Source organism: Pseudomonas sp. 2 (assembly GCF_056627435.1).
This window is the reverse complement of the sequence record NZ_JBWXNG010000001.1, coordinates 13315-38780: the sequence shown is the minus strand read 5'-3', so window position 1 is coordinate 38780 and position 25466 is coordinate 13315. Positions and strand designations below refer to the sequence as shown.

21 protein-coding genes, 1 tRNA gene and 1 pseudogene are annotated in these 25466 nt (G+C 63.0%); 9 read left to right on the top strand and 14 right to left on the bottom strand.

Annotated features, from left to right (window positions below):
* Positions 1–49 precede the first annotated feature (49 nt).
* Positions 50–1465 carry an MFS transporter gene (locus AC1MEK_RS00165; protein WP_480394229.1) on the bottom strand — a complete coding sequence of 472 codons (1416 nt, stop codon included), beginning with the start codon at positions 1463–1465 and terminating at the stop codon, positions 50–52.
* Positions 1466–1997: 532 nt separating this feature from the next.
* Between AC1MEK_RS00165 and AC1MEK_RS00160 the strand changes: the two genes are divergently transcribed.
* Positions 1998–2465 (top strand): RidA family protein, encoded by a 468-nt coding sequence (locus AC1MEK_RS00160; RefSeq protein WP_480394228.1) that lies wholly within the window; start codon positions 1998–2000, stop codon positions 2463–2465.
* Positions 2466–2620: 155 nt separating this feature from the next.
* Here AC1MEK_RS00160 and AC1MEK_RS00155 read toward each other — a convergent pair.
* The 4 genes and pseudogenes from AC1MEK_RS00155 to AC1MEK_RS00140 form a co-directional block, all read right to left on the bottom strand.
* Positions 2621–2895: pseudogene (locus AC1MEK_RS00155) on the bottom strand (type II toxin-antitoxin system RelE/ParE family toxin).
* A complete protein-coding gene (locus tag AC1MEK_RS00150; RefSeq protein WP_480394227.1) occupies positions 2895–3167 on the bottom strand; it encodes a CopG family ribbon-helix-helix protein in 273 nt (90 codons plus the stop codon). The pseudogene AC1MEK_RS00155 and the gene AC1MEK_RS00150 overlap by 1 nt, the downstream one beginning before the upstream one ends.
* 461 nt (positions 3168–3628) lie before the next feature.
* Positions 3629–3704: transfer RNA gene (locus tag AC1MEK_RS00145), tRNA-Asn, on the bottom strand.
* Between the two features lie 88 nt (positions 3705–3792).
* Positions 3793–4569, bottom strand: a complete 777-nt coding sequence (locus tag AC1MEK_RS00140) for a PAS domain-containing protein (RefSeq protein WP_480394226.1) — start codon at positions 4567–4569, stop codon at positions 3793–3795.
* Positions 4570–4886: 317 nt separating this feature from the next.
* On the opposite strand from AC1MEK_RS00140, the gene AC1MEK_RS00135 reads away from it, so the two are divergent.
* The 5 genes from AC1MEK_RS00135 to AC1MEK_RS00115 all read left to right on the top strand — a co-directional run bounded on the left by AC1MEK_RS00135 (position 4887) and on the right by AC1MEK_RS00115 (position 10964).
* The gene (locus tag AC1MEK_RS00135; RefSeq protein ID WP_480394225.1) at positions 4887–6521 is read left to right on the top strand and encodes an APC family permease; all 1635 of its coding nucleotides are present in this window, start codon (positions 4887–4889) and stop codon (positions 6519–6521) included.
* Positions 6522–6546: 25 nt separating this feature from the next.
* On the top strand, positions 6547–7560 hold the full coding sequence (locus AC1MEK_RS00130; protein ID WP_480394224.1) for an Ldh family oxidoreductase: 1014 nt from the start codon (positions 6547–6549) through the stop codon (positions 7558–7560).
* Positions 7561–7609: 49 nt separating this feature from the next.
* Complete coding sequence (locus AC1MEK_RS00125) at positions 7610–8536, top strand: 4-hydroxyproline epimerase (protein ID WP_480394223.1); 927 nt, start codon at positions 7610–7612, stop codon at positions 8534–8536.
* A 75-nt stretch (positions 8537–8611) separates the two neighbouring features.
* A complete protein-coding gene (locus AC1MEK_RS00120; RefSeq protein ID WP_480394222.1) occupies positions 8612–9559 on the top strand; it encodes a dihydrodipicolinate synthase family protein in 948 nt (315 codons plus the stop codon).
* A gap of 124 nt (positions 9560–9683) precedes the next feature.
* Positions 9684–10964 (top strand): NAD(P)/FAD-dependent oxidoreductase, encoded by a 1281-nt coding sequence (locus AC1MEK_RS00115; protein WP_480394762.1) that lies wholly within the window; start codon positions 9684–9686, stop codon positions 10962–10964.
* A gap of 205 nt (positions 10965–11169) precedes the next feature.
* Here AC1MEK_RS00115 and AC1MEK_RS00110 read toward each other — a convergent pair whose 3' ends face one another.
* From AC1MEK_RS00110 to AC1MEK_RS00085, 6 genes are all read right to left on the bottom strand, one after another.
* Positions 11170–12144 carry a GlxA family transcriptional regulator gene (locus tag AC1MEK_RS00110; protein ID WP_480394221.1) on the bottom strand — a complete coding sequence of 325 codons (975 nt, stop codon included), beginning with the start codon at positions 12142–12144 and terminating at the stop codon, positions 11170–11172.
* 122 nt (positions 12145–12266) lie between these two features.
* Positions 12267–13253 (bottom strand): sensor histidine kinase, encoded by a 987-nt coding sequence (locus AC1MEK_RS00105; protein WP_480394220.1) that lies wholly within the window; start codon positions 13251–13253, stop codon positions 12267–12269.
* 371 nt (positions 13254–13624) lie between these two features.
* The gene (locus AC1MEK_RS00100; protein ID WP_480394219.1) at positions 13625–14848 is read right to left on the bottom strand and encodes an acyl-CoA dehydrogenase family protein; all 1224 of its coding nucleotides are present in this window, start codon (positions 14846–14848) and stop codon (positions 13625–13627) included.
* A 33-nt stretch (positions 14849–14881) separates the two neighbouring features.
* Positions 14882–16255, bottom strand: a complete 1374-nt coding sequence (locus AC1MEK_RS00095; protein WP_480394218.1) for an LLM class flavin-dependent oxidoreductase — start codon at positions 16253–16255, stop codon at positions 14882–14884.
* A gap of 24 nt (positions 16256–16279) precedes the next feature.
* Positions 16280–17983 (bottom strand): dipeptide ABC transporter ATP-binding protein, encoded by a 1704-nt coding sequence (locus AC1MEK_RS00090; RefSeq protein WP_480394217.1) that lies wholly within the window; start codon positions 17981–17983, stop codon positions 16280–16282.
* Entirely contained in the window at positions 17980–18858 is an 879-nt protein-coding gene (locus tag AC1MEK_RS00085; RefSeq protein WP_480394216.1) for an ABC transporter permease, read from the bottom strand. Before AC1MEK_RS00085 ends, AC1MEK_RS00090 begins: the two co-directional genes overlap by 4 nt.
* Before the next feature lie 29 nt (positions 18859–18887).
* On the opposite strand from AC1MEK_RS00085, the gene AC1MEK_RS00080 reads away from it, so the two are divergent.
* Positions 18888–19028 carry a hypothetical protein gene (locus AC1MEK_RS00080; RefSeq protein WP_480394215.1) on the top strand — a complete coding sequence of 47 codons (141 nt, stop codon included), beginning with the start codon at positions 18888–18890 and terminating at the stop codon, positions 19026–19028.
* A gap of 11 nt (positions 19029–19039) precedes the next feature.
* On the opposite strand, the gene AC1MEK_RS00075 is transcribed toward AC1MEK_RS00080, so the two are convergent.
* Genes AC1MEK_RS00075 through AC1MEK_RS00065 form a run of 3 tightly spaced genes read right to left on the bottom strand, consistent with a single transcriptional unit; the run spans position 19040 to position 22816 of the window.
* Positions 19040–20023: an ABC transporter permease gene (locus AC1MEK_RS00075; RefSeq protein ID WP_480394214.1), complete on the bottom strand. Its 984-nt coding sequence runs from the start codon at positions 20021–20023 to the stop codon at positions 19040–19042.
* A complete protein-coding gene (locus AC1MEK_RS00070; RefSeq protein ID WP_480394213.1) occupies positions 20016–21644 on the bottom strand; it encodes an ABC transporter substrate-binding protein in 1629 nt (542 codons plus the stop codon). The genes AC1MEK_RS00075 and AC1MEK_RS00070 overlap by 8 nt, the downstream gene beginning before the upstream one ends.
* Positions 21645–21667: 23 nt before the next feature.
* Entirely contained in the window at positions 21668–22816 is a 1149-nt protein-coding gene (locus AC1MEK_RS00065) for an LLM class flavin-dependent oxidoreductase (RefSeq protein WP_480394212.1), read from the bottom strand.
* 467 nt (positions 22817–23283) lie between these two features.
* Here AC1MEK_RS00065 and AC1MEK_RS00060 point away from each other — a divergent pair, with 467 nt between their 5' ends.
* A complete protein-coding gene (locus AC1MEK_RS00060; protein ID WP_480394211.1) occupies positions 23284–24306 on the top strand; it encodes an aldo/keto reductase in 1023 nt (340 codons plus the stop codon).
* A gap of 48 nt (positions 24307–24354) precedes the next feature.
* Positions 24355–25389 (top strand): ABC transporter substrate-binding protein, encoded by a 1035-nt coding sequence (locus AC1MEK_RS00055; RefSeq protein WP_480394210.1) that lies wholly within the window; start codon positions 24355–24357, stop codon positions 25387–25389.
* Positions 25390–25466: the final 77 nt, after the last annotated feature.

Here is a 25466-nt window from a genome sequence, read left to right as displayed (position 1 = left end):
GCGCCGGCCGGTGTGCGGCCGGGCGCAGGGAATGGGCAGAGCAGGGCGCTTACAGGTCGGTGATTTCCTTGTGGCGCGGCACCAGCATCTTCATCACGGTCCACGCCACCAGATAAGCCAGCGCGCAGATGGCAAACATGATCATGTAGCCGGTGTGGATGTCGTTGATCGACTTGTAATAGTCGAAGACCCAGCCGCCGATCTTGGTCATGACCACGCCGCCCAGGCCGCCCGCCATGCCGCCGATGCCCACTACCGAGGCGACGGTTTTCTGCGGGAACATGTCCGAGACCGTGGTGAAGATGTTGCACGACCAGGCCTGGTGCGCGGAGGCGCCGATGCCGATCAGCAGCACCGGCACCCAGAAGCTGATGTAGCCCAGCGGTTGCGCCAGCAGCACCAGCAGCGGGAACAGCGCGATCACCAGCATGGCTTTCATGCGGCCGTCGTAGGGCTTGTCGCCGCGGGCCATGAAGTAGCTGGGGAACCAGCCGCCGCCGATGCTGCCGACCATGGTCATGCTGTACAGCACGAACAGCGGCATGACGATCGCCGCGCCCTTCATGCCGTATTGGGCGGAGAGGTAGGTCGGCAGCCAGAACAGGAAAAACCACCACACGCCGTCCGTCATGAACTTGCCGAAAGCGAACGCCCAGGTCTGGCGGTAGGTCAGCAGCTTGAACCACGAGACCTTCTTGGCCGGCGCGCCTGGCACTTCGGTGGCCTTGGCCGGCTCGGCCTCATCGCTGCGGATGTAGGCCAGCTCTTCGGCGGTCAGGCGCTTTTGCGCTTCGGGTTTGGCGTACATCGCCATCCACACGCCTAGCCACACAAAACCCAGCAGGCCGATGACGATGAACGCCGATTCCCAGCCCCACATCGCGGCGATCAGCGGCACGCAGATGGGCGCGGCGATCGCACCGACGTTGGCGCCGGAGTTGAAGATGCCGGTGGCCAGCGAGCGCTCCTTCTTCGGAAAGTATTCGGCGGTGGCCTTGATCGCGATCGGGAAGTTGCCCGCTTCGCCAATCGCCAGCACCGCCCGCGACAACATGAAACCGGCGATAGACACTGGAATCGCCGCCAGCCCCAGGGCACTGGTGATCGCGCCGATCCCTTGCCCCAGCGGCACCGCGAAGGCATGCATCACCGCGCCCGTGGACCACACGCCGATCGCCACGATGTAGGCGGTCTTGGTGCCAATCCGGTCCACCACGCGCCCGGCGAAAACCATGGCGATGGCGTAGACGAACTGGAACACCGAGGCGATGTTGGCGTAGTCGGTGTTGCTCCAGCCAAATTCGGTGGACAGATCCGGCGCCAGCAGGCTGAGCACCTGGCGGTCGAGGTAATTGACGGTCGTGGCGAAAAACAGCAGCGCGCAGATCGTCCAGCGGTACTTGCCGACCGTTCGGGTGGCCGCCTGGGCCATGCTTTGCGGATGGGTGGTCTCGTTCAGGTTCATGGCATCACTTTTATTCTTGGAGGGGTGATGGGCTCTCGGCTGTTGGCCAGAGCACAGGCAAAAGGCCTGCGAAACGTCGGAGCTGGAGTCGGACGTCTAACAAGTCTGGCGCAATGGCTTGAAACACCGCATCCCGGGAGGACCGGATGCAGCCTGAATGCCGCCCAGCAAGCGCGTGGCACGGGGCAGGTGATTCGGAGAGATGAGCAAACACGTCGAATTCATGGTGGTGACTGACACTCATTTATTATTTTTAGGAGTGACTCGACGATTTATCGTCTGTCGTCGTACAACGAATTCAGTTATAGCCAGCGATCTGATGGGTTGTCAATGCGTCAGCTTCAGGTTCATTGAAGTCGCCGCCTTGCCAGTGATCCAGGTCTCCTTTTAGCGCTCGGCGCCCGCTTTCAGCGCTTTCAACTCCTAGGGTTTCTCGAATGCGCAGACAAATGTGCAGTGATGCCCCTTGATCGCTTGACCTCCATCTAACTGGAGGTTTCAGACTGCTCGCTTTTCAATCCGGAGCCGTTTCATGCAAGCACATTCCCGCCCAGCCTTTGCCCTGATCAACCCGCCCGGCCTGTATGACCCTCGAGCCAACGGCTACTCCCATGTCGCTGCGTTGGCACCTGACGCGAGGCTGCTTTTCATTGCCGGACAAGGGGGAGAGAACAGCGCCGGTGATCTTTCACCCGATTTCTCAAATCAGGCCCGGCAAGCCATCGCCAACCTGAACATCGCCCTGACGTCGCAGGGCGCACGCCTTGAACAGGTGTTCAAGCTGACGTTGTTGATCGTCGACCACGATCAACACCGATTGGAGATCTGGGCTCGGGAGGCAAAAGCCGCGTGGGGCGAGCAGGGCCTGCCGGTCTGTACTTTGATTCCGGTGCCGCGATTGGCGCTGGATGGGATGTTGATCGAGATTGATGCGGTTGCGGCTTGCCAGGGGGAGAGGCAGGCTGCAGGCCAGAGGGAAGGGGAGGTCGCCGGCATCTAGCGCGGCATATCAATACCGTGGGAGCAGAAACAGAAAAGGCCAGCTATGCGTTGGCCTTTTTCGTAGCGAATCATGCGCCGTCTTCCCAGACGCGAGCGGGAGATATTTTCCATGATCATCAACAGCCGCTCGCCCATTTTCGATTGTGCAAGAGGCTACCGGTCTGCGCGTGTGTGCCACAGGCGCAGCAGGTAGTTCGTGGAGTCGACTATCTCATAACGCATCTCGTAGTGGCTGACCTGCAGGCGTCGCACGTCTCGAGGCTCGAACTCTTCAAGCCGTTCACCAATTCGGGGATTTCCAACAGCAGAATGGGTGCCGAAGTGAGCTGTTGCACTGTAGGTGCAGCTGCGGGTTGATTCACCGCAGCCAGAAATTCATACAACCTGGCGATGTCAGAAAGCACCTTGCTGGTCCACTTCAATTCCATCAGCGCGGGACCGGCAACGGAGTGTCAGTGCTGAGGCTCTCTGCCCAGGCTTGCACAGCTTGATGGTCAATTACGCGGCCCGCATCAACGTCGGCCAAGGCTTCGCGGGTGAGACGGCTACGCTCTTCTTCTTGGTCGATCCAGGCGGAGAGTGCCTGTTTCACGATCCAATTCTTCGATCGCTCAAGGCGCTCAGCCATCAGATCCACTTTTTCGGCGAGTTGCACAGGAACGTGGGCCGTGACGGATCGGGTTTTTGCGGTGGTTGTCATGACGGGTTGCTCCTGAATATTGCGGCTTCCGGGCGTGAAATAACCGGTGCTGCCAATAAAGTGACCGCCCTCTGGCGGCTACGTCAGGAGCGTTGGATAAAAGGATTTTTGCCTGCAGCAAACTGCTGAGCTTTGCTCATCATGCCCGCTATCCGATTCAGAGCTAAACATAATCAATAAGCGACTTGGATCAAGTGCCTGGCAAGACTCGCGGACCACCGTTCGGCCGTTAGCGGCGAAAAGCGCTGTGGTCAGAGGTAAGGAGGCGTGGACGTGTTTCGCTGTGTGTCGAACTCGGTGAGCAGGGGGGCGAACATTTGAGTCGGCGCTGAACGCGCCTGGATGTGAGATTGCCGCGAGGTTAACCAGGTCCGCCTAAGTCGAGACAACCGATGGGGTTGTGCAAGCATTCGCACCACAAAAAAAAAGCCAGCTTTGCGCTGGCTTTTTAGTACTTCATTTGGCTCCACGACCTGGACTCGAACCAGGGACCCAGTGATTAACAGTCACTTGCTCTACCAACTGAGCTATCGCGGAATGAGCGCTATCTTACTGATTAAAAAAGGGAAGTCAAGCGCGAGTGTGAAAAAAATCATAAACATCATCGCGTTAGCCATTGCAGGGGTCATTCCCTTCCCGTCGCCTGCCGATACTGCCGGGGCGTAAACCCGGTCAGCGCCTTGAACTGGCGGCTGAAGGCGCTGTGGTCGGTGTAGCCGCACTGGATGGCGACGTCGGTGATCGGCAGGTCGGTCAGCAGCAGGCGGTGGGCGTTTTCCAGGCGTACTTTCTGGATCATCTGCCGGGGCGTCAGGTGGAACACGCGCTTGCAGTACCGCTCCAGCTGGGCGACGGAGATGCCGGCGATGCGCGTCAGTTCGCTCAGGCTGATGGGGCGGTAGAAGTGGCTGCGAATGTACTCGTCGACGGCGGCCAGGCGCTGGTAGGCCGGGTGCATGTCGCTGGCCGATTGCAGGTCGACGGAAATGCCCATCAAACCGATGATTTCACCATGGCGGTTATGGATGGGGCGTTTGTGCGTCATGCACCAGCCCGGCTCCCGGCTGCCATACAAATGCAGTTCAAGTTGGTCTTCCAGTATTTCGCCTTGTTTGAGTACGCGCTGATCCTGTTCGGTATAACCGGGGCCGAATTGTGCGGGAAATACATCGGCGCTGGTCTTGCCCAATAACGGCCCAAGTTGCTTGAGGCCACAGCGTTCGACCAGCGTGCGATTGGCCAATACATAGCGCGCCTGATTGTCCTTGATGAAGATCGCCGCATTGGGAATCACGTCCAGCATAGGCAATAACAGGGCGACACCCGCGAGCCATTGTTCGATGGTTTCCGGGCGGTGCAGGTCGTTGCCGTGCATCAGGATATCCAGGGCGTTGTGCGCCATTTCACGACTCCAGCGGGCCATTTTTCACGAGCGAGGCGGCCAGCTTGCATCAAGGCCTGCGGGCTGTCGAGTGCTGTGTAGAGCCATCGCCTGGGTCGGATGAGGATGTGTCGATTGTGCCGATTTCGTCATGGGATGGACGCGAAAGCATCAAGCGCGGGCCCTGCTTTGGGTTCAGGCTATGCCCATCGAATGCAGCCGACATTTCAATAAGACAGCGGCGGTTTATTCAGGTATTGCCAATACAGGGACATTGCGCAATAGCGACTTCAGCTTCATGAAACTGCCGATTCAATAACACACAATAAGGCAAAGCGATGTCAGGTAACGGTAAGTTCAAAAAGCAACTTTCACTGATAGACCTCACGTTTATCGGGTTGGGTGCAATCTTTGGATCGGGGTGGTTGTTTGCCGCCAGTCATGTCTCTGCCATTGCGGGGCCGGCAGGTATCTTTTCCTGGGTGTTGGGCGGTTTTGCCGTATTGCTGCTGGGGATCGTTTACTGCGAACTGGGCGCGGCGTTGCCCAGGGCAGGGGGCGTGATTCGTTACCCGGTTTATTCCCACGGCCCGCTGCTGGGTTACCTGATGGGGTTCATCACCCTGATCGCCTTCACCAGCCTGGTCGCCATCGAAGTGGTCGCCTCGCGCCAGTATGCGGCGGCCTGGTTCCCGCAACTGACCAAAACCGGATCGAGTGATCCGACCGCCATCGGCTGGCTGGTGCAATTCGCCTTGCTGTGCCTGTTTTTCTGGCTGAACTACCGCAGCGTGAAAACCTTCGCCAAGGCCAACAACCTGATCAGTGTGTTCAAGTTCATCGTGCCGTTGCTGGTCATCGGCGTGCTGTTCATGTTCTTCAAGCCTGACAACCTCAGCAGCCAGGGCTTTGCGCCGTTCGGCATGTCCGGTATCGAGATGGCAGTTTCAGCGGGCGGCATCATCTTCGCTTACCTGGGGCTGACGCCGATCATTTCGGTGGCCAGTGAGGTGAAGAACCCGCAGCGCACCATTCCATTCGCGCTGATCCTCTCGGTGCTGTTGTCCACGGCGATCTACGTGCTGCTGCAACTGGCGTTCGTCGGCAGCGTGCCCACCGAAATGCTCGCCAACGGCTGGGCAGCGGTCAGCAAGGAACTGGCGCTGCCGTATCGCGACATCGCCCTGGCGCTGGGTGTGGGCTGGCTGGCTTACATGGTGGTGGCCGACGCGATGATCTCGCCCAGCGGCTGCGGCAACATCTACATGAACGCCACGCCGCGGGTGATCTACGGCTGGGCGCAGACCGGTACCTTCTTCAAGATTTTTACCCGCATCGACCAGGAGTCGGGCATTCCGCGCCCGGCGCTGTGGCTGACCTTCGCCCTGTCGGTGTTCTGGACCCTGCCATTCCCGTCGTGGGAGGCGCTGATCAATGTGGTGTCTGCTGCACTGATCCTCAGCTACGCCGTGGCGCCGGTGTCGGTGGCGGCCCTGCGTCGTAATGCGCCGGACATGGCGCGGCCGTTCCGGGTCAAGTGCATGGGCGTGATGGGGCCGCTGTCGTTCATCATCGCCGCGCTGATCGTCTACTGGTCCGGTTGGGACACTGTGTCCTGGCTGCTGGGCCTGCAAATCGTGATGTTCGTGATCTACCTGCTGTGCGGCCGCTTCGTGCCGACCCAGCACCTGAGTCTCGGCCAGCAAGTGCGCTCGTCGCTGTGGCTGATCGGCTTCTACGCCACCACCATCGTGCTCTCCAAACTGGGCAGCTTCGGCGGCATCGGCGTGATCAGTCATCCGTTCGACACCTTGGTGGTGGCGGCCTGCGCATTGGGCATCTATTACTGGGGAGCGGCCACCGGCGTCCCGGCGCATCTGGTGCGTCTGGACGATGACGAAGAAAGCGAAGCGGTTGTCGAGCGCCACGCAGGGCAGCGCCCTGTGGGTGGTCGTGCGCAGCCGGCATCCTGATGGTTGATCACGGGGAGATGACGCCATGAGCGACACCATCCATCTGAGTCTCGATCAGGTTCACGACCTGGCGATGCGCGCGCTGACCCACAACGGCATGGGTGAAGACCATGCCCGGGCGATTGCCGATGTCATCACGCAAGGGCAGCGCGACGAGTGCCATTCCCACGGTTTGTACCGGGTGTTGGTGTGCGTACGTTCGCTACGCTCGGGCAAGGTGTCGCCGACGGCCGTGCCGACCGTGAGCCAGCCGGCGCCGTCGATCGTCAAGGTCGATGCGCATCAGGCGTACTCATTACTGGCGCTGCAGACAGGCTTGCCCTTGCTGGTCGAGCGCGCTCAAACGCTGGGCGTCGCGGCGCTGGTGATTCGTAACTGCTTTCATTTCTCTGCGCTGTGGCCGGAAGTCGAGGCCATCGCCGGGCACGGGCTGGTGGGCCTGGCCATGACGCCAAGCCACGCCTGGGTCGCACCGGAGGGCGGAAGCAAGGGCGTATTCGGCACCAATCCGCTGGCGTTCGCCTGGCCGCGTCCGGGATCGGAGCCCTTCGTTTTCGACTTCGCCACCAGTGCGATTGCCCGTGGCGACATCGAGTTGCACGCCCGGCAAGGGAAGCCGATTCCGCTGGGTTGGGGGCTGGACGCCGAAGGCGCGCCGACCACCGATGCCCAGGCGGCGCTGGCCGGTGCGATGCAGACCTTTGGCGGGCACAAGGGCTCGGCCTTGGCGGCGATGATCGAACTGCTGGCTGGTGCCTTGATCGGCGACATGACCAGCGCGCAATCGCTGGCCTTCGACGGCGGTGCGGGCGCCACGCCGTGCCACGGTGAATTGCTGTTGGCGTTCGACCCCAAGCGCTTTCTTGGCGACGATCTGGAAAAGGGTTTGCAAAGCGCCGAGCAGCTGTTCGGTGCGATCACCGATCAGGGCGCGCGGCTGCCGTCCCAGCGTCGCTTTGCCGCCCGTAAACGCTCGGTGCGCGACGGGGTATTCATCGACAGCCGGCTGCTACACGACATCGAACAATTGCTGATTTGACCGACCGTCATTCATCCCACTCAGGCCTCGGCCCGGAAGGAAACGCTTCATGAAAAAAGTACACGTCATCGATTCCCACACCGGCGGTGAACCGACGCGGCTGGTGATGAAAGGCTTTCCGCAACTGGCCGGCAGCACCATGGCCGAGAAGCGCGACTCGCTGCGCAACGAACACGACCAGTGGCGCCGCGCCTGCCTGCTCGAGCCGCGTGGCAACGACGTGCTGGTGGGTGCGCTGTATTGCGAGCCGGTGTCGGCGGACGCCACCTGCGGCGTGATCTTCTTCAACAACACCGGTTATCTGGGCATGTGCGGCCACGGCACCATCGGCCTGGTCAATTCACTGGCTTATCTGGGGCTGATCAAGCCGGGCGTGCACAAGATCGACACGCCGGTGGGCCAGGTCAGCGCCACGTTGCACGACGACGGCGCAGTGACCATCGGCAACGTTGCGTCCTATCGCTATCGCCATCAGGTGTCGGTGGACGTGCCTGGCCATGGCGTTGTGGTCGGTGACATCGCCTACGGCGGCAACTGGTTCTTCCTGGTCTCCGATCACGGCAAGACCCTGGACATGAGCAACGTCGAGCACCTGACCGAGTACACCTGGACGATGCTCAAGGCCTTGGAAGAGCAGGGCATCACCGGCGAAAACGGCGCGCTGATCGACCACATCGAGCTGTTCGCAGGCGACGCCACAGCCAACAGCCGCAACTTCGTGATGTGCCCGGGCAAGGCCTACGATCGCTCGCCCTGCGGCACCGGCACCAGCGCCAAACTCGCTTGCCTGGCGGCCGACGGCAAGCTCGAAGCCGGCAAGACCTGGGTCCAGGCCAGCATCACAGGCAGCCAGTTCCAAGGGCGCTTCGAGTGGGAGGGCGAGCGCATTCGCCCCTTCATCAAGGGCCACGCTTACATGACCGCCGACAGCACCTTGCTGATCGACGAGCAGGACGCTTTCGCGTGGGGCATCTGAGCCTCACGCCTCATTGCCGCATCGGCGGCACAACCCTTCATCTGATTTGAACGAACGCTTCAAGGAGCAACCCACATGAGCACCAACGTCTTCTCCGGCACCATGCCCGCCCTGATGACTCCCTGCACCGCCGAACGCAAGCCGGACTTCGATGCGCTGGTCAAGAAGGGCCGCGAACTGATCGACATCGGCATGAGCGCCGTGGTGTATTGCGGCTCCATGGGCGACTGGCCGCTGCTGACCGAGGCCGAGCGTCAGGAAGGCGTGGCGCGCCTGGTCGCGGCCGGCATCCCGACCATCGTCGGCACCGGCGCGGTAAACACCCGTGAAGCGGTGTCCCATGCCGCCCACGCGGCCAAGGTGGGCGCGGCCGGCCTGATGGTCATTCCGCGCGTGCTGTCCCGCGGTGCTTCCCTGGCCGCACAGAAAGCGCACTTTTCCGACATTCTGAAAGCCGCGCCGAACCTGCCTGCGGTGATCTACAACAGCCCTTACTACGGCTTCGCCACTCGCGCCGACCTGTTCTTCGAACTGCGCCGTGAGCACAAGAACCTCATCGGCTTCAAAGAGTTCGGCGGCGCTGCCGACATGCGTTATGCAGCTGAAAACATCACTTCGCAGGATGACGAAGTGATCCTGATGGTCGGTGTCGACACCCAGGTGGTGCACGGCTTCGTCAACTGCGGTGCGATGGGCGCGATCACCGGCATCGGCAACGCACTGCCGCGTGAAGTGCTGCAACTGGTCGCGCTGAGCAAGAAGGCGGCGGCAGGCGACGCCAAGGCCCGCCGTCAGGCCCGTGAGCTGGAGTCGGCGCTGGGCGTGCTGTCGTCCTTCGACGAGGGCTGCGATCTGGTGCTGTTCTACAAGCACCTGATGGTGCTCAACGGCGACAAGGAATACACCTTGCACTTCAACGAATCGGACAAGCTGAGCGAGGCGCAGCGCGGCTACGCCGAGGCGCAGTACACGCTGTTCCGTAACTGGTACGCCAGCTGGTCGGCCGAGCAGAACCTGGCCTGATTCCGGCTGTGCAGGCGACGCCGCCACTGGCGTCGCCTTTTTTGTTTTGTGGCGATGGCAGCCATTGCGGCTGGGTTTTTATTTCAGGTTTTCTTCGGGACATTTCATGACCTTTAGCGGCTCGATGGGCAATTCCAGTCATTCTGCTGCGCCTGATCACGGCGCCGATGTTGCGGTGGTCGGTGCCGGTATCGTCGGCGTGGCCTGCGCGCTGTTACTGGCTCGCCAAGGCAAGCAGGTGGTCGTGCTCGACTATCAGGCCCCGGGGCTGGGAGCCTCTTACGGCAACGCCGGGCATCTGGCCACCGAGCAGGTGTTTCCCATCGCCGACGCCTCCATTCTCAAGCGTTTGCCCGGCATGCTGCTCGACCCCATGGGGCCGCTGCGGCTGGACTGGAAATACATGCCCCGCGCCTTGCCGTGGTTCACCCGCTTGCTGCTCAATCTGCGGCCGGCGCCGTTCGCGCGCACAGTCGCAGGTATTCGGGCGCTGAACGAGGGCAGCCTGGCGGCCTGGCATCGGCTGTTGGCTGCCATTGGCCAGGAAGCGTTGATGAAGGAAGACGGCTCGCTGCTGGTGTTCGAGCGCAACGAGTCTCGCCAGGCGCTGAATGCACTCAAGGCGCGCATGCAGCAGCAGGGCGTTCCAGTGGAGTTCTGGGATGCGCCAACGGTTCAGGCAGCGGCGCCACAGTTGAATGCGCGGATTCAGGGCGGGTTGTTCTTCCCGGCCACCGGGCATTTCGTCGACCCTTACCGATTGGTGGTCGAGCTGGTCGAGGCGGCGAAGCGCAGCGGCGTGCAGTTTCGCCAATGCAGGGTGTCGGGCGGGCAGGTCAATGCCTCCGGCGTGACGCTGACCACCGATCAGGGAGCGGTGAATGCCCGTCAGGTGTTGATCGCCTGTGGTGCGCATTCCGCTCACCTGACCCAGGTATTGACCGGCAAGAAGGTCCCGCTGGACACCGAACGTGGTTATCACCTGATGCTGCCCCATGAGCATGATCGGCTGCCGTTCGCGGTCACTTCGCTGGAGCGCAAATTCATCATGACGCCCATGGAGGGCGGCCTGCGTCTCGCCGGCACCGTGGAGTTCGCGGGGCTCGACAGCCCGCCGAACATGCAGCGCGCCTGGCAGTTGCACCGCGCCAGTCAAGGGCTGTTCAAGGATGAGCTGGATGACAGTGGTGCCACGCCGTGGATGGGGTTTCGGCCGTCATTGCCCGACTCCTTGCCGGTGATCGACAGTGCGTGCGAGGGCAAGGTATTGCTGGCGTTCGGACATCAGCACTTGGGGTTGACTCAGGCGGCGGTGACGGCCGAGATGATTGCTGAGTGGGTGACGGGCGAGGGTGCGCGTGCTGGATTGCCTGCGCGAGATGCCTATCGTCTCGATCGTTTCTAAAGCTTGCCGCCGCAACGCTATCCCGTAGCAGCACGGCTTGCCGGCGGGCTGGCGCGAAGCGGCAGTAAAATCAGGCGATCGTGGTGTTTCAGGCGGAATGTGCAATCCGGGTTTACTGCCGCTACGCGCCAGCCCGCCGGCAAGCCGCGCTGCTACGGGATCGTATGTAATTATGAAGATACTACGGTATGTAATACGGTCTGAATCACCCCTCACCAAACTGCTGCCGATACTGATTCGGCGACAACCCGATCCGCTCGCTGAACAGCTTGCGCATATGCCGGGCGCTGCTGAATCCGCAGCGGGCGGCGACGACCTTGAGCGGCAGTTCGCAGCCTTCCAGCAACTTGCGCGCGTGGTCGATGCGGGCGTTCTGTACGTACTGCATGGGGGTCAGGTTGACCTCGCGCTGGAAGGCGCGGGCGAAGTTGCGCGGGCTCATGGCGGCGATTTCAGCCATGCCCGCGATGGTGTAGGGCGCGTCGATGTGGTCGACCACATGGGCCTGCACTTTGGCGATAACTGTACCGTCGCGTTGCACCGCCGCCAGTAGCGGGCTGTAGGGCGTCTGCCCGCCCTGACGCTTCATCACCACCAGCAGCACCTTGGCCACTTCCAGTGCCAGATCCTTGCCGTGGTCTTCGGCGACCACCGCCAGCGCCATGTCGATCCCCGCCGTGATCCCGCCCGAGGTAATCAGGTTGCGGTCCACCACGTAGATCTGTTCGGTCTCCACCCGCGTTTGCGGATGGCGCTGGGCCAGGCGATCGACGTAGTTCCAGTGAGTAGTGCAGCGATAGCCATCGATCAGTCCGGCCTCACCGAGTAGGAAAACGCCGGTGCAGATGGCGCCGAAACGCTTGGCGCTGCGTGCTGCGTCCGGCAGCCAGGCGCTCAGGTTCGGGTGGCTGACGCCATAGGCGCCGGGGCCGCCGGGCACCAGCAGCAGATCGATGTCGGCCGGGTAATCTTCAAGCGTCATGTCGGCGACGACCTTCAGCCCGCTGGAGCTGCGGATGGGGCCCAGGCTTTCGGCCACGGTCAGCAGTTGGTACTGCTTTTCTGCGGGGAGCAAACGATTGGAGATCGAAAAAACGTCCATGGGCCCTGTCACGTCGAGCATCAGCACGTCGTTGAACAGCACCATCACCACAGTTTTGTGAGCACTTGCGCCCTGCATACATCAACCGCCTTCGTTCTGGCCCGCGCCTTGGATCGCTGGCAGGAGCACCTGTTGAGCAAGGGGGCAGTTTAGGCCAATCGAGGGGGATTTCGGTACAGCTGTGTATTCGAAAGAGGGTGTCAGAGCTGTTTGCAGGCTCGCGGCAGGTTGAAACGAAAGCACGCACCGCCCAATTCAGATGTCTCGACGTAGAGCGCGCCGTCGTGGGCCTCGACCACTGAGCGGCAGATAGTCAGGCCCATGCCCAGGCCGCTGGTGCGGGTGGTGTAGAACGCGCCGAAGATTTTCTTGCGTTCGGCTACCGGGATGCCGGGGCCATTGTCCTCGATGGACACTTGAACCCCGTCGCGCAGGCTGCAGGACGTTACGCGCAGCACACCCGCGCGGCCGACATTGCCGCTCATGGCTTCCAGGGCGTTGGTGACCAGGTTGAACACCAGTTGCTGGATCTGCACCGGGTCGGCGATTACCGATCGATCGGCGTGCAGCTCGGTTTCCACGGTCACGCCTTGCCAGGTCAGTACCGGCGCCTTTAGGCGAATGACTTCCTGAATGATGTCGTCGACCTTGATCGGGCGCGGCTTGGCCGGCGTCTGTTTGGCCAGGGCGCGCAGGGAAGTGACGATGCTGGTGGCGCGTTCACAGTCGGCGCGGATGTCCGCAAGCCCGCTGACGGCTTCGGCCAGATTGGGCGTGTCGCGTTGCAGCCAGCGCATGCAGGCTGCGGCGTTGGAAGCGATGGCCAAGAGTGGCTGGCTGATCTCGTGGGCGATGGAGGCGGTCAGTTCGCCCATGACTTTCAGGTGGGCGCTGCGGGCGGATTCTTCAGGTGTGGCGCGCGATGCTGTCTCTGGGTCGGCAGGGGGTGAGGCCGGGAGTTGCTTGAGCAACCGGGGAAAGTGCCCGAACGCCGGGGTCGACCAGACTTCAAGCCTGGCCAGGCGTTGCTTGCTCGGCGAAGCCGGGGCTGGCGTGCTCTCGGCAGAGGGTTCCAGCGCAGGGAGGCAGGGGGGATGCAGCGCGGACATGTCGTAGCTGTCCAGCCAGGGCGGATCGCCAGGATGGCCTGTGTCCAACACGACTTGCGGTAGCAGTTTGTCTGGCATCGCGCCCCCGGATCCTTCAGCGCCTGGTGTCGTCGGCACCGAGTATACGCAGGGATCGGCGGGGCAAAACCGCCAGGCAGGCGATTGGCAGAATCGGGCACCCTGATGGCCGTTACATTCCGCTGTGGGCCATCAGGATTGCGCGCTGAAACCATTCATTGGTGGCATGTTGATATCGCCCCGCCGCCGACCGCGTAGTAGCACGGCTTGCCGGCGGGCTGGCGCGAAGCGGCAGTAAACCCGGATTGCACATTCCGCCTGACACACCTCGGTCGCCTGATTTTACTGCCGCTACGCGCCAGCCCGCCGGCAAGCCGCGCTGCTACGTGGCAGAGGCAGACCCGCCGGCAAGCCGGGGGCGATATCGATACTCAAGCCACCCCAATCTTCCACTGCGCCGGCGGCGGGGTGCCGTTGACGGCGAAGTCGCCGACGATGCGGTCCTTGTAGATGCGCGGGTTGTGCGAGGCCAGGGTGCGGGCGTTGCGCCAGAAGCGGTCCAGGCCTTGCGGGCGCAAGGTGGCCGAGGCGCTGACCGCGTCGAACATGCGCGAGGCGGCGTCGATGATCAGGTCGCTGACGATGGTCTGCGACTGGGCGATTTCAAGCTCGGCGATGTTCACCGCCTGCAGTCGCACCTCACCGTCGGTGGCGAACCGGGCCTGATACGCACGTTCGATGGCTTCGGCGTTTTTCAGCACGATGGCGCCCGCGCTGTAGGCCGCGGCGCGCAGGCTGCCCACCACCTGCAGCACCTGCGGATCCTGGGCCACCCGCGTGGCGTTGCCGTTGCTGAAACTGCGGGTGCGCTTGCCGACCGCCGCCGCGACTTCGCCGGTCAGCGCGCGGCCGATGCCCGCCAGGTTCGCCAGGTGGATGATCTGGAAAAACGCCGGCGAATAGCCAAAGCGTTCTTCGCTGTTGATGTGCCGCGCATCCACCGCCACCTTGCGAAAATGCGCGGTGCCGCTGGCGGTCAGGGTCTGGCCGAAGCCGTTCCAGTCATCCACCACTTCGACCCCTTCGGCATCGCGGCGCACGGTGACGAACACCCGCTCACCGTTGTGGTCGCTGACGGCAACGTCGACCCAATCGCTGTACAGGCTGCCAGTGGTGTAGAACTTGCTGCCGTCGATGCGCCATTGCTCGCCATCCAGATACAGGCGTGAATTCAGTTGCGCCTGAGGCGTCTGGCCAATCTCGCCGATGGCCGGGCCGACGATTTCACCCCGCCCAAGACGCTCCAGCCACAGGGCGCGGCGTGCCTCGTCAGGGCTGTTGAGAATGCTCTCGGTGAAGCCCAGATGGCCGCGCAGCGACTGCACCAGGTTGGAATCGGCTTCGCCCAGTTCGATCAGCAGGTTGGTCAGCTCCGGGATGCTCACCCCGGCGCCGCCGTATTCTTCAGGCACGCGCAGCGCAGTGAAACCCGCAGCCTTGAGCTGCTGGATCTCTTCGAACGGCAGGCGACGCTCCAGCTCGCGGGCAATGGCGCCTTCGCGCAGGGTGGCGAACAGCGGGCGAAAACGCTCGGCCAGTGCTTCGTAACGGTCCGAAGGGCCTGCGCCCCAGGCGGCGTCGATTTGATGTGTCATGGCAAACAATCCTTGAGTAAGGTTTCGGTCAGTTCAGATGGCAACGGTATTTGCACGGCGCAGCGTCGCCGGGTGTGCGGGGTAGGGCAGGCCCAGACGCTCGCGCAGGGTGTTGCCGGTGGGGCCGTTCTCGGGCACCAGGCCCCGGCGCTTGAGTTCGGGCAGGATCAGGCCGATGAAGTCGTCCAGGCCTTCGGGATAGGTCGGCGGCAGGATGTTGAAACCATCGGCGCCGTAACCTTCGAACCAGGCCTGCAACTGGTCGACCACTTCCGTGGGCGAGCCCACCAGCGTCCAGTGCCCACGCGCGCCGGCCAGGCGCAGGTACAGCTCGCGAATGCTCAGGCCCTCGGCGGCCAGTTGCAGGATCAACTGCTGACGGCTTTTCGAGGCGTTGCTGACGGGCAGGTCCTGCGGCAGCGGGCCATCGAGCGGCAGATGAGAAAGGTCGACGCCGCCCAACAGCCCCGACAGCAGGCTCAGGCCCACCTGCGGATGCACCAGATTCTGCAGGCGCTGATGCTTGGCATGCGCCTCCTCGCTGGTCGGTGCGGTGAAGATCGTGACGCCAGGCAGGATCTTGATGTGCTCAGGCTTGCGACCCAGCACCGCGGCGCGGGACTTGATATCGCTGTAGAACGCCTGGGCGTCGGCCAGGCTCTGGTGCGCGGCGAAGATGGCTTCGGCAGTGGCAGCCGCCAGTGCGCGACCGTCCTCCGAGGCGCCGGCCTGCACCAGCACTGGCTTGCCTTGTGGCGAGCGCAGTACGTTGAGCGGGCCGCGCACGTTGAAGTGCTCGCCGTGATGGTCAGCCAGGTGCAGTTTGCTGCGGTCGAGAAACAGGCCCTTTTCCTTGTCCAGCAACAGCGTGTCGTCTTCCCAGCTGTCCCACAGCTTGTCGACCACCTGATGAAATTCCCGCGCGCGGCTGTAGCGATCGGCATGGGCCGCCTGATTGCCCTCGGACGCGCCGCCGAAGTTCTTGGCCGCATCCGGATCGCTGCTGGTGACCAGGTTCCATCCCACCCGGCCGCCGCTGATCTGGTCCAGCGAAGCGAACTGCCGCGCCAGATTGTAGGGCTCGCTGTAACTGGTGCTGGCGGTCGCCACCAGACCGATGCACGAGGTCACGGCGGCCAGTGCCGAGAGCAGCGTCAGTGGCTCGAAACTCAGGCTGGGGGCGATCACCCGGTCGAAGGTCGGGGCATCGATGCTGCGCACCGAAACGCTGTCGGCCAGAAACAGCGTGTCGAAACCGGCCTCTTCGGCCTTGCGCGCCAGCTCAATGAAATGACTCACTCGGATGCCCGCGTCGGCCTGCGAGCCGGTGTCGCGCCAGGCGGCGATGTGGTGCCCGGTGGCGCGCAGGAACAGGCCGAGTTTCAGGGTGTCGGGACGTTTGCTCATGGGGTTGCTCCTTGTATGGGCGGGTCAGCAGGCGACTGCGAATGACAGGCTGCGGCTCAAGGGAATGGAAACCTCGCGGCTGCCGGGGATGGCCGCCAGCAAGCGCTGGGTGTAACTGTGTTGGGGGCTATGCCAGAGCGTTTGCGGGGTGGCCTGTTCGACGATGCGCGCGTCATGCATCACCAGCACGCGATCGGAGAAATAACGCACCACCGACAGGTCATGGGAGATGAACAGGTAGGAGAGGTCGAACGCCTCGCGCAGCTCCACCAACAGGTTGAGAATCTGCGCCTGGGTGGACACATCCAGCGCCGAGACCGGCTCGTCACAGATCACCAGTTTCGGTTTGACGATCAACGCCCGAGCGATGCCGATGCGCTGACGCTGGCCGCCGGAAAATTGATGGGGCAAGCGCTCCAGACTGTTGCGCGCAAGCCCCACGGCATCGAGCATCTGTTCGCGGGCGCGGCGGCGCAGGCCGGCATCGTCCTGGCCGTGCAGGCGTTGTACGCGGTCCAGAATGGTCTCGACGCTGTGCCGGGGGTTGAGTGCGGCATAGGGATCCTGAAAGACCATCTGCAACTGGCCGTGCCAGGCCAGACGCTCGACGGCCGTGAGTTGCGCGATGTCACGCCCGGCGAAGGCGATCCTGCCTTGGCGAGGTTCGATCAGGCCCAGCAGCGCCTTGCTCAGGGTCGATTTGCCGCAACCCGATTCGCCAACCAGGCCGACGGTTTCTCTGGGGTGAATGTCGAACGACAGCCCACTGACCACCTCACGCTGGCCATAGCCCAAACTCAAATCCTGCACCTGTAACAGCGGTGCAGTGTCGCGGGCGGCAGGGCGTGGCGCCTTGCCTGGTCCGTAATGAGCACTGCTGACCTTGTATTGGTTGGGCTGGCCGCTCTGGCGGGTGACCTGAATCTCCGGCAGGCGCTGGTGCAGGTAATGCTGGTCGTGATCCCGGCCCAGCGAGGCGTTGAGCAGGCCGCGGGTGTAAGGATGAGATGGATGCTGGAACAGCTCGGCATTGGGCCGGTGCTCCAGTGCCTGACCGTCGTGCATGATGATCACCCGGTCGGCCTGTTGCCGGACCACGCCCAGGTCATGGGTGATCAGCAAAAGCCCCATGCGCAGTTCCCGGCGCAGCGAGTCAAGCAATTCAAGGATCTGCGATTGCACGCACACGTCCAGCGCTGTGGTCGGCTCGTCGGCGATCAGCAGGCGTGGTTCGCAGGCGATGGCCATGGCGATCATCACCCGCTGCCGCTGACCGCCCGACAGGTGCTGCGGGTATTCGCGCAGGTGCGCAGCCGGGCGCGGCAGCTTGACCAGGCCGAACAGTTCTTCGGCGCGCTTGAGCACCTGGCGCCGGGTGAGGTCGGTGTGGGTCAGCAGGGTTTCAGTGAGCTGCTCACCCAGCGTCAGCACCGGGTTGAGGCTCGACAGCGGCTCCTGAAACACCATGCCCAGCGCGCTGCCTTGTACTTGGCGCATTTGTCGCGCCGACAGTTGCAGCAAGTCGCGGCCTTCGAACAGCACCTGGCCCGAGAGGCGTGCGTGTTCCGGCAGCAGGCGCAACAGCGCCAGTGCCGTGGTGGATTTGCCGCAGCCTGATTCGCCCACCAGCGCCAGGGTTTCGCCTGCGTCGAGGGTGAAATCCAAGCCCTTCACGGCTTCGACGCCCTGATAGTTCACGCGCAATCCGCGTACGTCGAGCAGGCTCATGGCAAGTACCGGCGCAGGCGCGGGTTCAAGGCATCGTTGAGCCCGTCCCCCAACAGATTGAACGCCAGCACCACGGCGATGATCGCGACACCGGGCAGGGCGGTGAGGTACCAGGCGCTGGCGATCTGTTCGCGGCCGCTGCCGATCATCGCGCCCCAGCTGGCGATGTTCGGGTCGCTCATGCCGAGAAACGCTAGCCCTGCCTCGATCAGAATCGCCGAAGCCACCAGAATCGACGCGGTGACCACCAGCGGCGCCAAGGCGTTGGGCAGGATTTCTTCGAGAATCACCGTGCGGTTGCTGAAGCCCTGGCTACGGGCGGCGGTGACGAAATCGGCCTCGCGCAGGGTGCGGAATTCGGCGCGAATCAGTCGGGCGATGGTGGGCCACGAAGACACGCCGATGGCCAGGGCGATGATGTTCACGGTCGGTGTGCCGATGGCGACGATGACGATCACCAGCAGGAACGACGGCACGGTCTGGAAGACCTCGCAGAGGCGGGTCAGGACATCGTCCAGGCGCCCGCCGTGGTAACCGGCCAGAGCGCCGACGGTGACGCCGATCAGCACGCTGATCAGCGTGCCGTAGAGGGCGATCAGCAGTGAAGCGCGAGCGCCGTGGGCGATGCCGGCAGCGACATCGCGCCCCAGAGAGTCGGTGCCCAATGGAAATGCCGGGTCGTTGCCGGGCCAGAGCAAGGGAGCCGCGACCATGTCCAGCGGATCGCCAGGGAAGAAATATCCGGCGCTCAGCGCCATGAACAACGTCAGCAGCAGAATCGCGGCCCCGGTCAGCGCCGCCGGATTACGCCGCAGCGCACCCCACAGCGATTCGCTGTGCCCGTTGCGCGGGGTTGGAAAAGCAATCGTCGACATTGAAACCTCACTCATCTGGGGGGCACGGGTTGAACAACAAACCTGTGGGAGCCGGCTTGCTGGCGAATGCGGTGCGTCAGGCGCCGCATCTCGTGCAGATCCACCGCATTCGCCAGCAAGCCGGCTCCCACAGTTGCGAGGCGGTGTTCAAAAAGGTCATTTCAAGGTGAGACCGGCGCATTCAATCCACTCGAATCCGCGGATCGAGCCAGGCCTGCAACAGGTCCATGCTCACGTTGACCACGACCACCAGCATCGAGGACAGCAACAGAATCCCCAGCAGCAGGTTGTAATCGCGCGACAGCACGGCATCGAGGGTCAGGCGCCCCAGGCCCGGCCAGCCGAACAGGGTTTCGGTGACCGCCGCGCCGCCCAGCAGCGCGGCGAAATGCAGCCCTGCCAGGGTGGTGACCGGCAGCAGGGCGTTGCGCAACACGTGGCGGATCGCGACCCGCGCCGGGCTCAATCCCTTGGCCCTGGCGGTGCGCACGAAGTCCAGCCGTTGCACCTCCAGCATCGAGGCGCGGGTCAGCCGGGCGTACAGCGCGATGTAGAACGAAGACAGGGTCAGCACCGGCAGCAGCACATGCTTGATGCGGTCCAGCAGCCAGTCGCCACCGGAAAGATCCAGCCCGAGCGTGGCGATACCGTCACTGGGCAGCCAGCCCAGGGTCACGGAGAACAGCACCACCGCCATCAGGCCGATCCAGAAACCGGGGGTGGAGTACAGCACCAGCACCGCCAGCGACAGCACCCGGTCCAGCCAGCGCCCGACCTTGCTGGCCATCACCGCACCCGCGCCGATGCCCACCACCAGCGCCAGCCCCAGGGAGCTGACCATCAGCAACAGGGTGTTGGGCAGGCGGTCGAGAATCAGGCTGAGCACCGGCACGTTGAAGCGCGGAGAAACCCCCAGATCCAACTGCGCCAAGTGGCCCAGATAGGCAAGCAACTGCTGGCCCAGGCTCAGGTCCAGGCCGAAATGGCTGCGCCACTGCGCCAGGGTCGCGACCGTCGCACCGCCCGACTCACTGGCCAGCACATCCACTGCGTCGCCGGGAATCAAGCGCAGCAACAGAAAGTTCAGCAGCACGATCCCGAGCATGGTGGGCACCGCCTGCCACAGCGTGCGCCGGGTCAGGCGCAGCAGGCGCTGGTCAGCCATGGGCAATCGCCTCGCCGGTGACGCTGACGTCGGCCAGGCTGCCGTCCAGCCCGTTGCCGTCTGCCTCGAATCCCGAAACACGGGCGTTGAATACCGTCACCTGCTGCTGCATGACCAACGTGATGCTCGGCAACTCTTCGATAACGATCTTCTGGAACGCCTTGAACAGCTCGCCGCGCTTGGCTTCGTCGGTCTCCACCGCAGCGCTTTCCAGCAGCCGGTCGACCTCGGGGTTGTTGTAATGGGTGCCATTGGTGAACGGCACGCCCTTGCGGAAGTTCTTCGACCAGAACAGGCGCTGCACGCCCACCGTCGGGTCGAAGGTGGTGCCCATGCCGACCACGGCGAAGTCGTAATCGCGGTCGGTGTAGATGCGCTTGATGTAGGTGGGGAAGTCCTGCGCGCGCAATTGCACATCGATGCCGATCCGCGCCAGTGCCGAGCGGATGTAAGTGGCGGTGCGCGCGTAGCTGTCCCCGTAGGGCAGCGGGTCGAGGGTCAGGCTGAAACGCGAGTTGCCCTTCTTCGCAAGGCCAGCCTGATCCAGCAGGGCGTTGGCTTTGGCAATGTCAAAGGGGTAAGGGGCCGGCCCGTCGTAGTAGTACTGAGGGAAGCTTTTCGGAATCGGCGAAACGCTGACATCGGCGTAGCCGTAGTACACCACCTTGCGGATCACCTCGCGATCCAGTGCATGGGCGATCGCCTGGCGCACTTCGTGGCGGGCCAGCAGCGGGTTGTCCAGATTGAACTCGAGCATGGTCGGGGTGATGCTGTAGGCGTACCCTCGCGTGGTGAATTTCAGCTTGCCGTTGGCGGTGATGCGGGCCAGATCGCTCAGTGGCACCGGGCTCTGGCCGCCAGCGTCGAGGCTGCCATTCTCGAACGCCGCCAGGCGCGCCGCCGAGTCAGGAATCACCTTCAGAAACAGCGTATCGACCCCCGGATGCCCGGCATCCCAGTAATCGGGGTTGCGCTCGTACTCGATGAAGCTGCCGCGCTGCCACTGCTTGAACCGATAGGGGCCGGTGCCCACCGGTGCGTTGTTGTGCGGGTTGCTCAGCGGGTCGCCGCTGGCATAAAGATGCTTGGGTAGGATCGGCGTTTCCCCGGCGGCAAAGCCGCGGATCAGGTACGGCGCCGGTTTGCTCAGGCGCACGATGGCGGTATGAGTGTCGGGCGTCTCGACGCTCGACAGGTTGGCGAAGGTGCCGCCGCCACGCGGGTGGAAACGCTTGATCAGGTCCAGGGAAAACGCCACATCCTCAGAGGTGAACGGCTGGCCGTCGTGCCACTTCACGCCCTGACGCAACGTGAAGCGATAACTCAGGCCGTCTGGGGCTGCTTCCCAGGCGGTGGCCAGCGCCGGTTGCGGCGCGAGCTTCTCGTCGTAACTCAACAGGCCTTCGAGCACTTTGCTGCTGGCGGTGATGGTGGTTCCGGCGGTGGTGTTGAACGAGCTGAGCGAAGGCGGTTCGGGGTTGACCAGCAGGTTGAAGATGCGCCGGCCGGTAATTGCCTGCTCGGTGGCTGCCGCGAGGGCATTGGGCAGAAACGGCACGCTGGCACCGAGCAGGGGCAGGGCAGACAGACCTTGAATGAACTGACGACGGGAAAAAGGCATGGGCGGGTTTCCTGATCAAAGTCTCAGAGGCGCAGACCGGCCTGGTGCAGCAGTGGCAAGACACGCTCGCCAAACTGTTCCAGGTCGGGAACGAAGTCGAAAAAGCTCAGTTGAATGCCGTCGATCCCGGCCTGTTTCAGGCGCAGGATGTCGCGCACCACCGTTTCGGGGCTGCCGACCAGCTGGATGTTGCCGCCGACATAACGCTGATCGGCCTTGTGCCCGCGCCAGGCGTGGGCGTCGCTGGCTTCGCGCACATGCCCTTCAAGCGCACCCGGGTCGCCCGCAGCGGTGATCGCGGCGTGGTGTTCCCAGGCCTCGGCGTCGCTGTCGCGGCAGATCACCAGCGGGTTGATCAGTGTGCGGATCTGCCGACCGTGGCTTTGCGCCGCGCGTTTGATGCGTTGCAGGTGCTCGGGCAACTTGCTCAACGCGTCTTCGATTTCGGCGCTGCCGGGGCTGGTGGTGAAGACGATGTCCGAATGCCGCGCGGCGAAGTCGATCCCGGCGCTGGAGCCAGTGGCGTTGACCAACACCGGGCGGCCGAAGCGCGGCTTGACGCTGCTGTAGGCTTCCTGCAGCCGGTAGTAGTCGCCGTTGAAGTCGACGTTTTCGTTGCTCGCCCACAGTTGCTGCACGGCGCGGATGAACTCGTCGGCCTGCTGGTAGCGCTGGTCATGCTCGATCGGTTCATGGCCGAAGCGCCGATGCTCGCGATGGCGGTGGCCGGTCACCAGGTTCAGGCCCCAGCGGCCGTTGCTGATGTGGTCCAGCGTGGCGCCGAACTTGGCCAGGTGCAGCGGATGCCAGGGGCCGTACAGCACGTGCAGGGTGGAAATCAGCAGGATGCGCTCGGTGACCGATGCCAGCGCTGCCTGGGTGATGAAGGCGTCCAGCGATTTGTCGTGATAGCCGATCTCACCGCCGTAGCCACCTTTGCCCAGCCATTCAGCCAGGGCGAAGACCAGATCGAACCCCAGTGCCTCGGCGCGCAGGGTCAGCTGCTTGTTGTAGTCGAAGGTCCAGTCCGTGCCACGAGGCAACGCCGAAGGGCTCCAGCCGCCCGATTGCACAGGCAGGAACAGGCCCAGCATCAGAGGTTGAGCGAATGCGCGGGATAACGGGCTGTCGGGATAATCCAGAGGCGAGGGCAATAAGGACAAAAGAAACACTCCTTCGATGTGGCGTGAAAGAGTAAGTGCAAGGGGTGTGCCGTTAGTTGGCGTTTCAATGAAAAGTGCCGGAAATAATAAGTGTTGAATGCAATAGGGCTTGCATAGTTGGGTTTGTACGTGCGCCTGTTTCGTGACTTGTGTTTATCCACTGTTGTTGGAGCAACACTTTATTCTTTCATTTGGCGTCCCGTAATAGTCCGGCTTGCCGGCGGCAGCGATCTCAAGTTCGTCCCGCCGGCAAGCCGTGCTGCTACGGAGTGTGATTGTGCATAGTGTATGGGGCCGATAGTCGTAGCAGCATGGCTTGCCAGTGGGAGCAATTTTGAGAACGAAAAACAACTCCGGAATAACATTAGTTTAAAACGTTATAGACGCTTAATTGACGAGTTTGCCGGTCGATCTTTATTGTCGCCGTCAGTTCGTTTCAGCCGTTTATTAATTAATCAATTGCATGCGGAGTGGCCATGAGCGCTATCGACTATCGCCCGTTGGGTCGTCACGGAATCAAAGTTTCGCCCCTGACCCTGGGCACCATGATGTTTGGCGGGCAAACCGATGAAAGTGTAGCCAGGCGCATTACCGACAAAGCCTTCGAGCAGGGCGTGAACTTCATCGACACCGCCAACGGCTACAACGCAGGCGCCTCCGAGCAAGTGGTGGGACGGCTGATCGCCCAGCGTCGCCAGCAGTGGGTGTTGGCGACCAAGTTCGTCAACCCTGACCCCAGTGGCGCAGGCCCCAACAACCGTGGCGCATCGCGCAACAACGTGATCGCTTCGGTGGACGCCAGCCTCAAGCGCCTGAACACTGATTACATCGATCTGTTCTACCTGCACCGCGAAGACCCGGACACCCCGGTGGAAGAAACCGTGCGTGCGCTGTCCGACCTGATCCGCGCCGGCAAAATTCGCAGCTACGGCCTGTCCAACCATCGCGGCTGGAAGCTCGCCGAATTCAGCCGCGCTGCCGACCTGCTGGGCGTCGAGCGTCCGGCGGCGAGCCAGCCGCTGTACAACCTGGCCAACCGGCAGATCGAAGTCGAGCACCTGCCGGCTGCCGATTACTACGGGATCGGCGTGGTCTCCTACAGCCCGCTGGCCCGAGGCGTGCTGACCGGCAAATACCTGCCCGATCAACCGGCCCCCAGCGACACCCGCGCCGGGCGCAACGACCCGCGTCTGCAACAAACCGAGTGGCGCCCCGAATCGCTGAACCTGGCTCAGCGCATCAAGGACCACGCCCAGGCGCGAGGCATCAGCAGTGGTCAGTTCGCCCTGGCCTGGGTGCTGAACAACCGCCTGATCACCTCGGCCATCGCCGGGCCCCGCACCGAAGCGCAATGGGACGACTACCTGCCGGCGCTGGAGTACCGCTTCACCGCCGAAGACGAAGCCTTCATCGACGATCTGGTGGTCACCGGGCATTCCTCGACCCCCGGCTACAACGACCCGAGCCATCCGTTCTTCGGTCGTCAGTCGCGGGTCTGACCTGCGCCGGCGTTCTGGGGCCGTCATTCACTTTCAGGAAAATCAGCGATGCAGGAAATCAACAGCCGCAGAACGTTCATCAAACAGGTCGCGCTGCTGGGCGCAGCGGGGGCGGCAGGCTTGCTGCTGCCCGGTTGCGACAAGCCGGAAAAGACCGCTAGCAGCGCGCCCGCCGTAATCAAAAAACGCTCCGATCAGGTGGTCAGTTTCAAGTACCCGGACAACCCATCGTTCGACCTGGTGTACCTGGCCGACTCGCTGGGTTACTTCGAAGGCACCCGCACCCGGCCCAACTACATTGGCAAGATTGCCGCGCCACAGATCATTCCGCTGGTGGGCACCGGCGAGATCGATTTCGGTACGCGCATGGTGCCACTTGTGATCTCGGCGATTGCCAGCGGCCTGGATTTGAAAGTGGTCGCCGCCGGCGGCAAGACGCTGCAAGAGGCGCCGCACATGAAGTACTTCGTACGCGCCGACTCGGGGATCTTCACGCCCAAGGACATGGAAGGCAAAACCGTCGGCTTCAACAGCTTCGGCGCCTGTGCCGAGTTCGTGACCAAGAAGTACCTGCGCGAGCATCAGGTGGACGTCGACAAGATCAACTGGGTGGTGGTGCCGGACAACCAGGGCGAGCAGACCCTGGTCACGCGCAACATCGACATCGCGATCATCCATCCACCGGCCTCCGGCGGCGCCGAGCACAACCCCGAGCTGCGCAAGCTGTGGAGTGACTACGACCTGGACAAGGGCCTGGGCGGCATGGCGCCGTACAGCGGCTACGGCAAGTTCATCCGGGAAAACCCCGAGGCCACCCAGGATTTCGTCAGTGCCATCGCCAAGGCTGCCAACTGGGTCAACGCCAACCCGGACGAAGCCCGCAAGATCGTATCGCAGCGCATCGGCACGCCGCTGGAACTGGTCGAGCGCTACGCCTACATCGACGATCTGGTCGTCACCGAACCGCCGATCCAGTACTACATCGACATCCTGCAGAACGAGAAGAAGATCAAGCCGGGGGCGGTGGCGGTGAAGGATGTTTATACCAATGAGTTCAATGTGCTGGCCAAAAGCACGGCCTGAACCCGTAGCAGTCCGGCTTGCCGGCGGCCGCGATGCGCCTGACAACACGATGGCGCCTGATCTACCGCCCCGCGGGC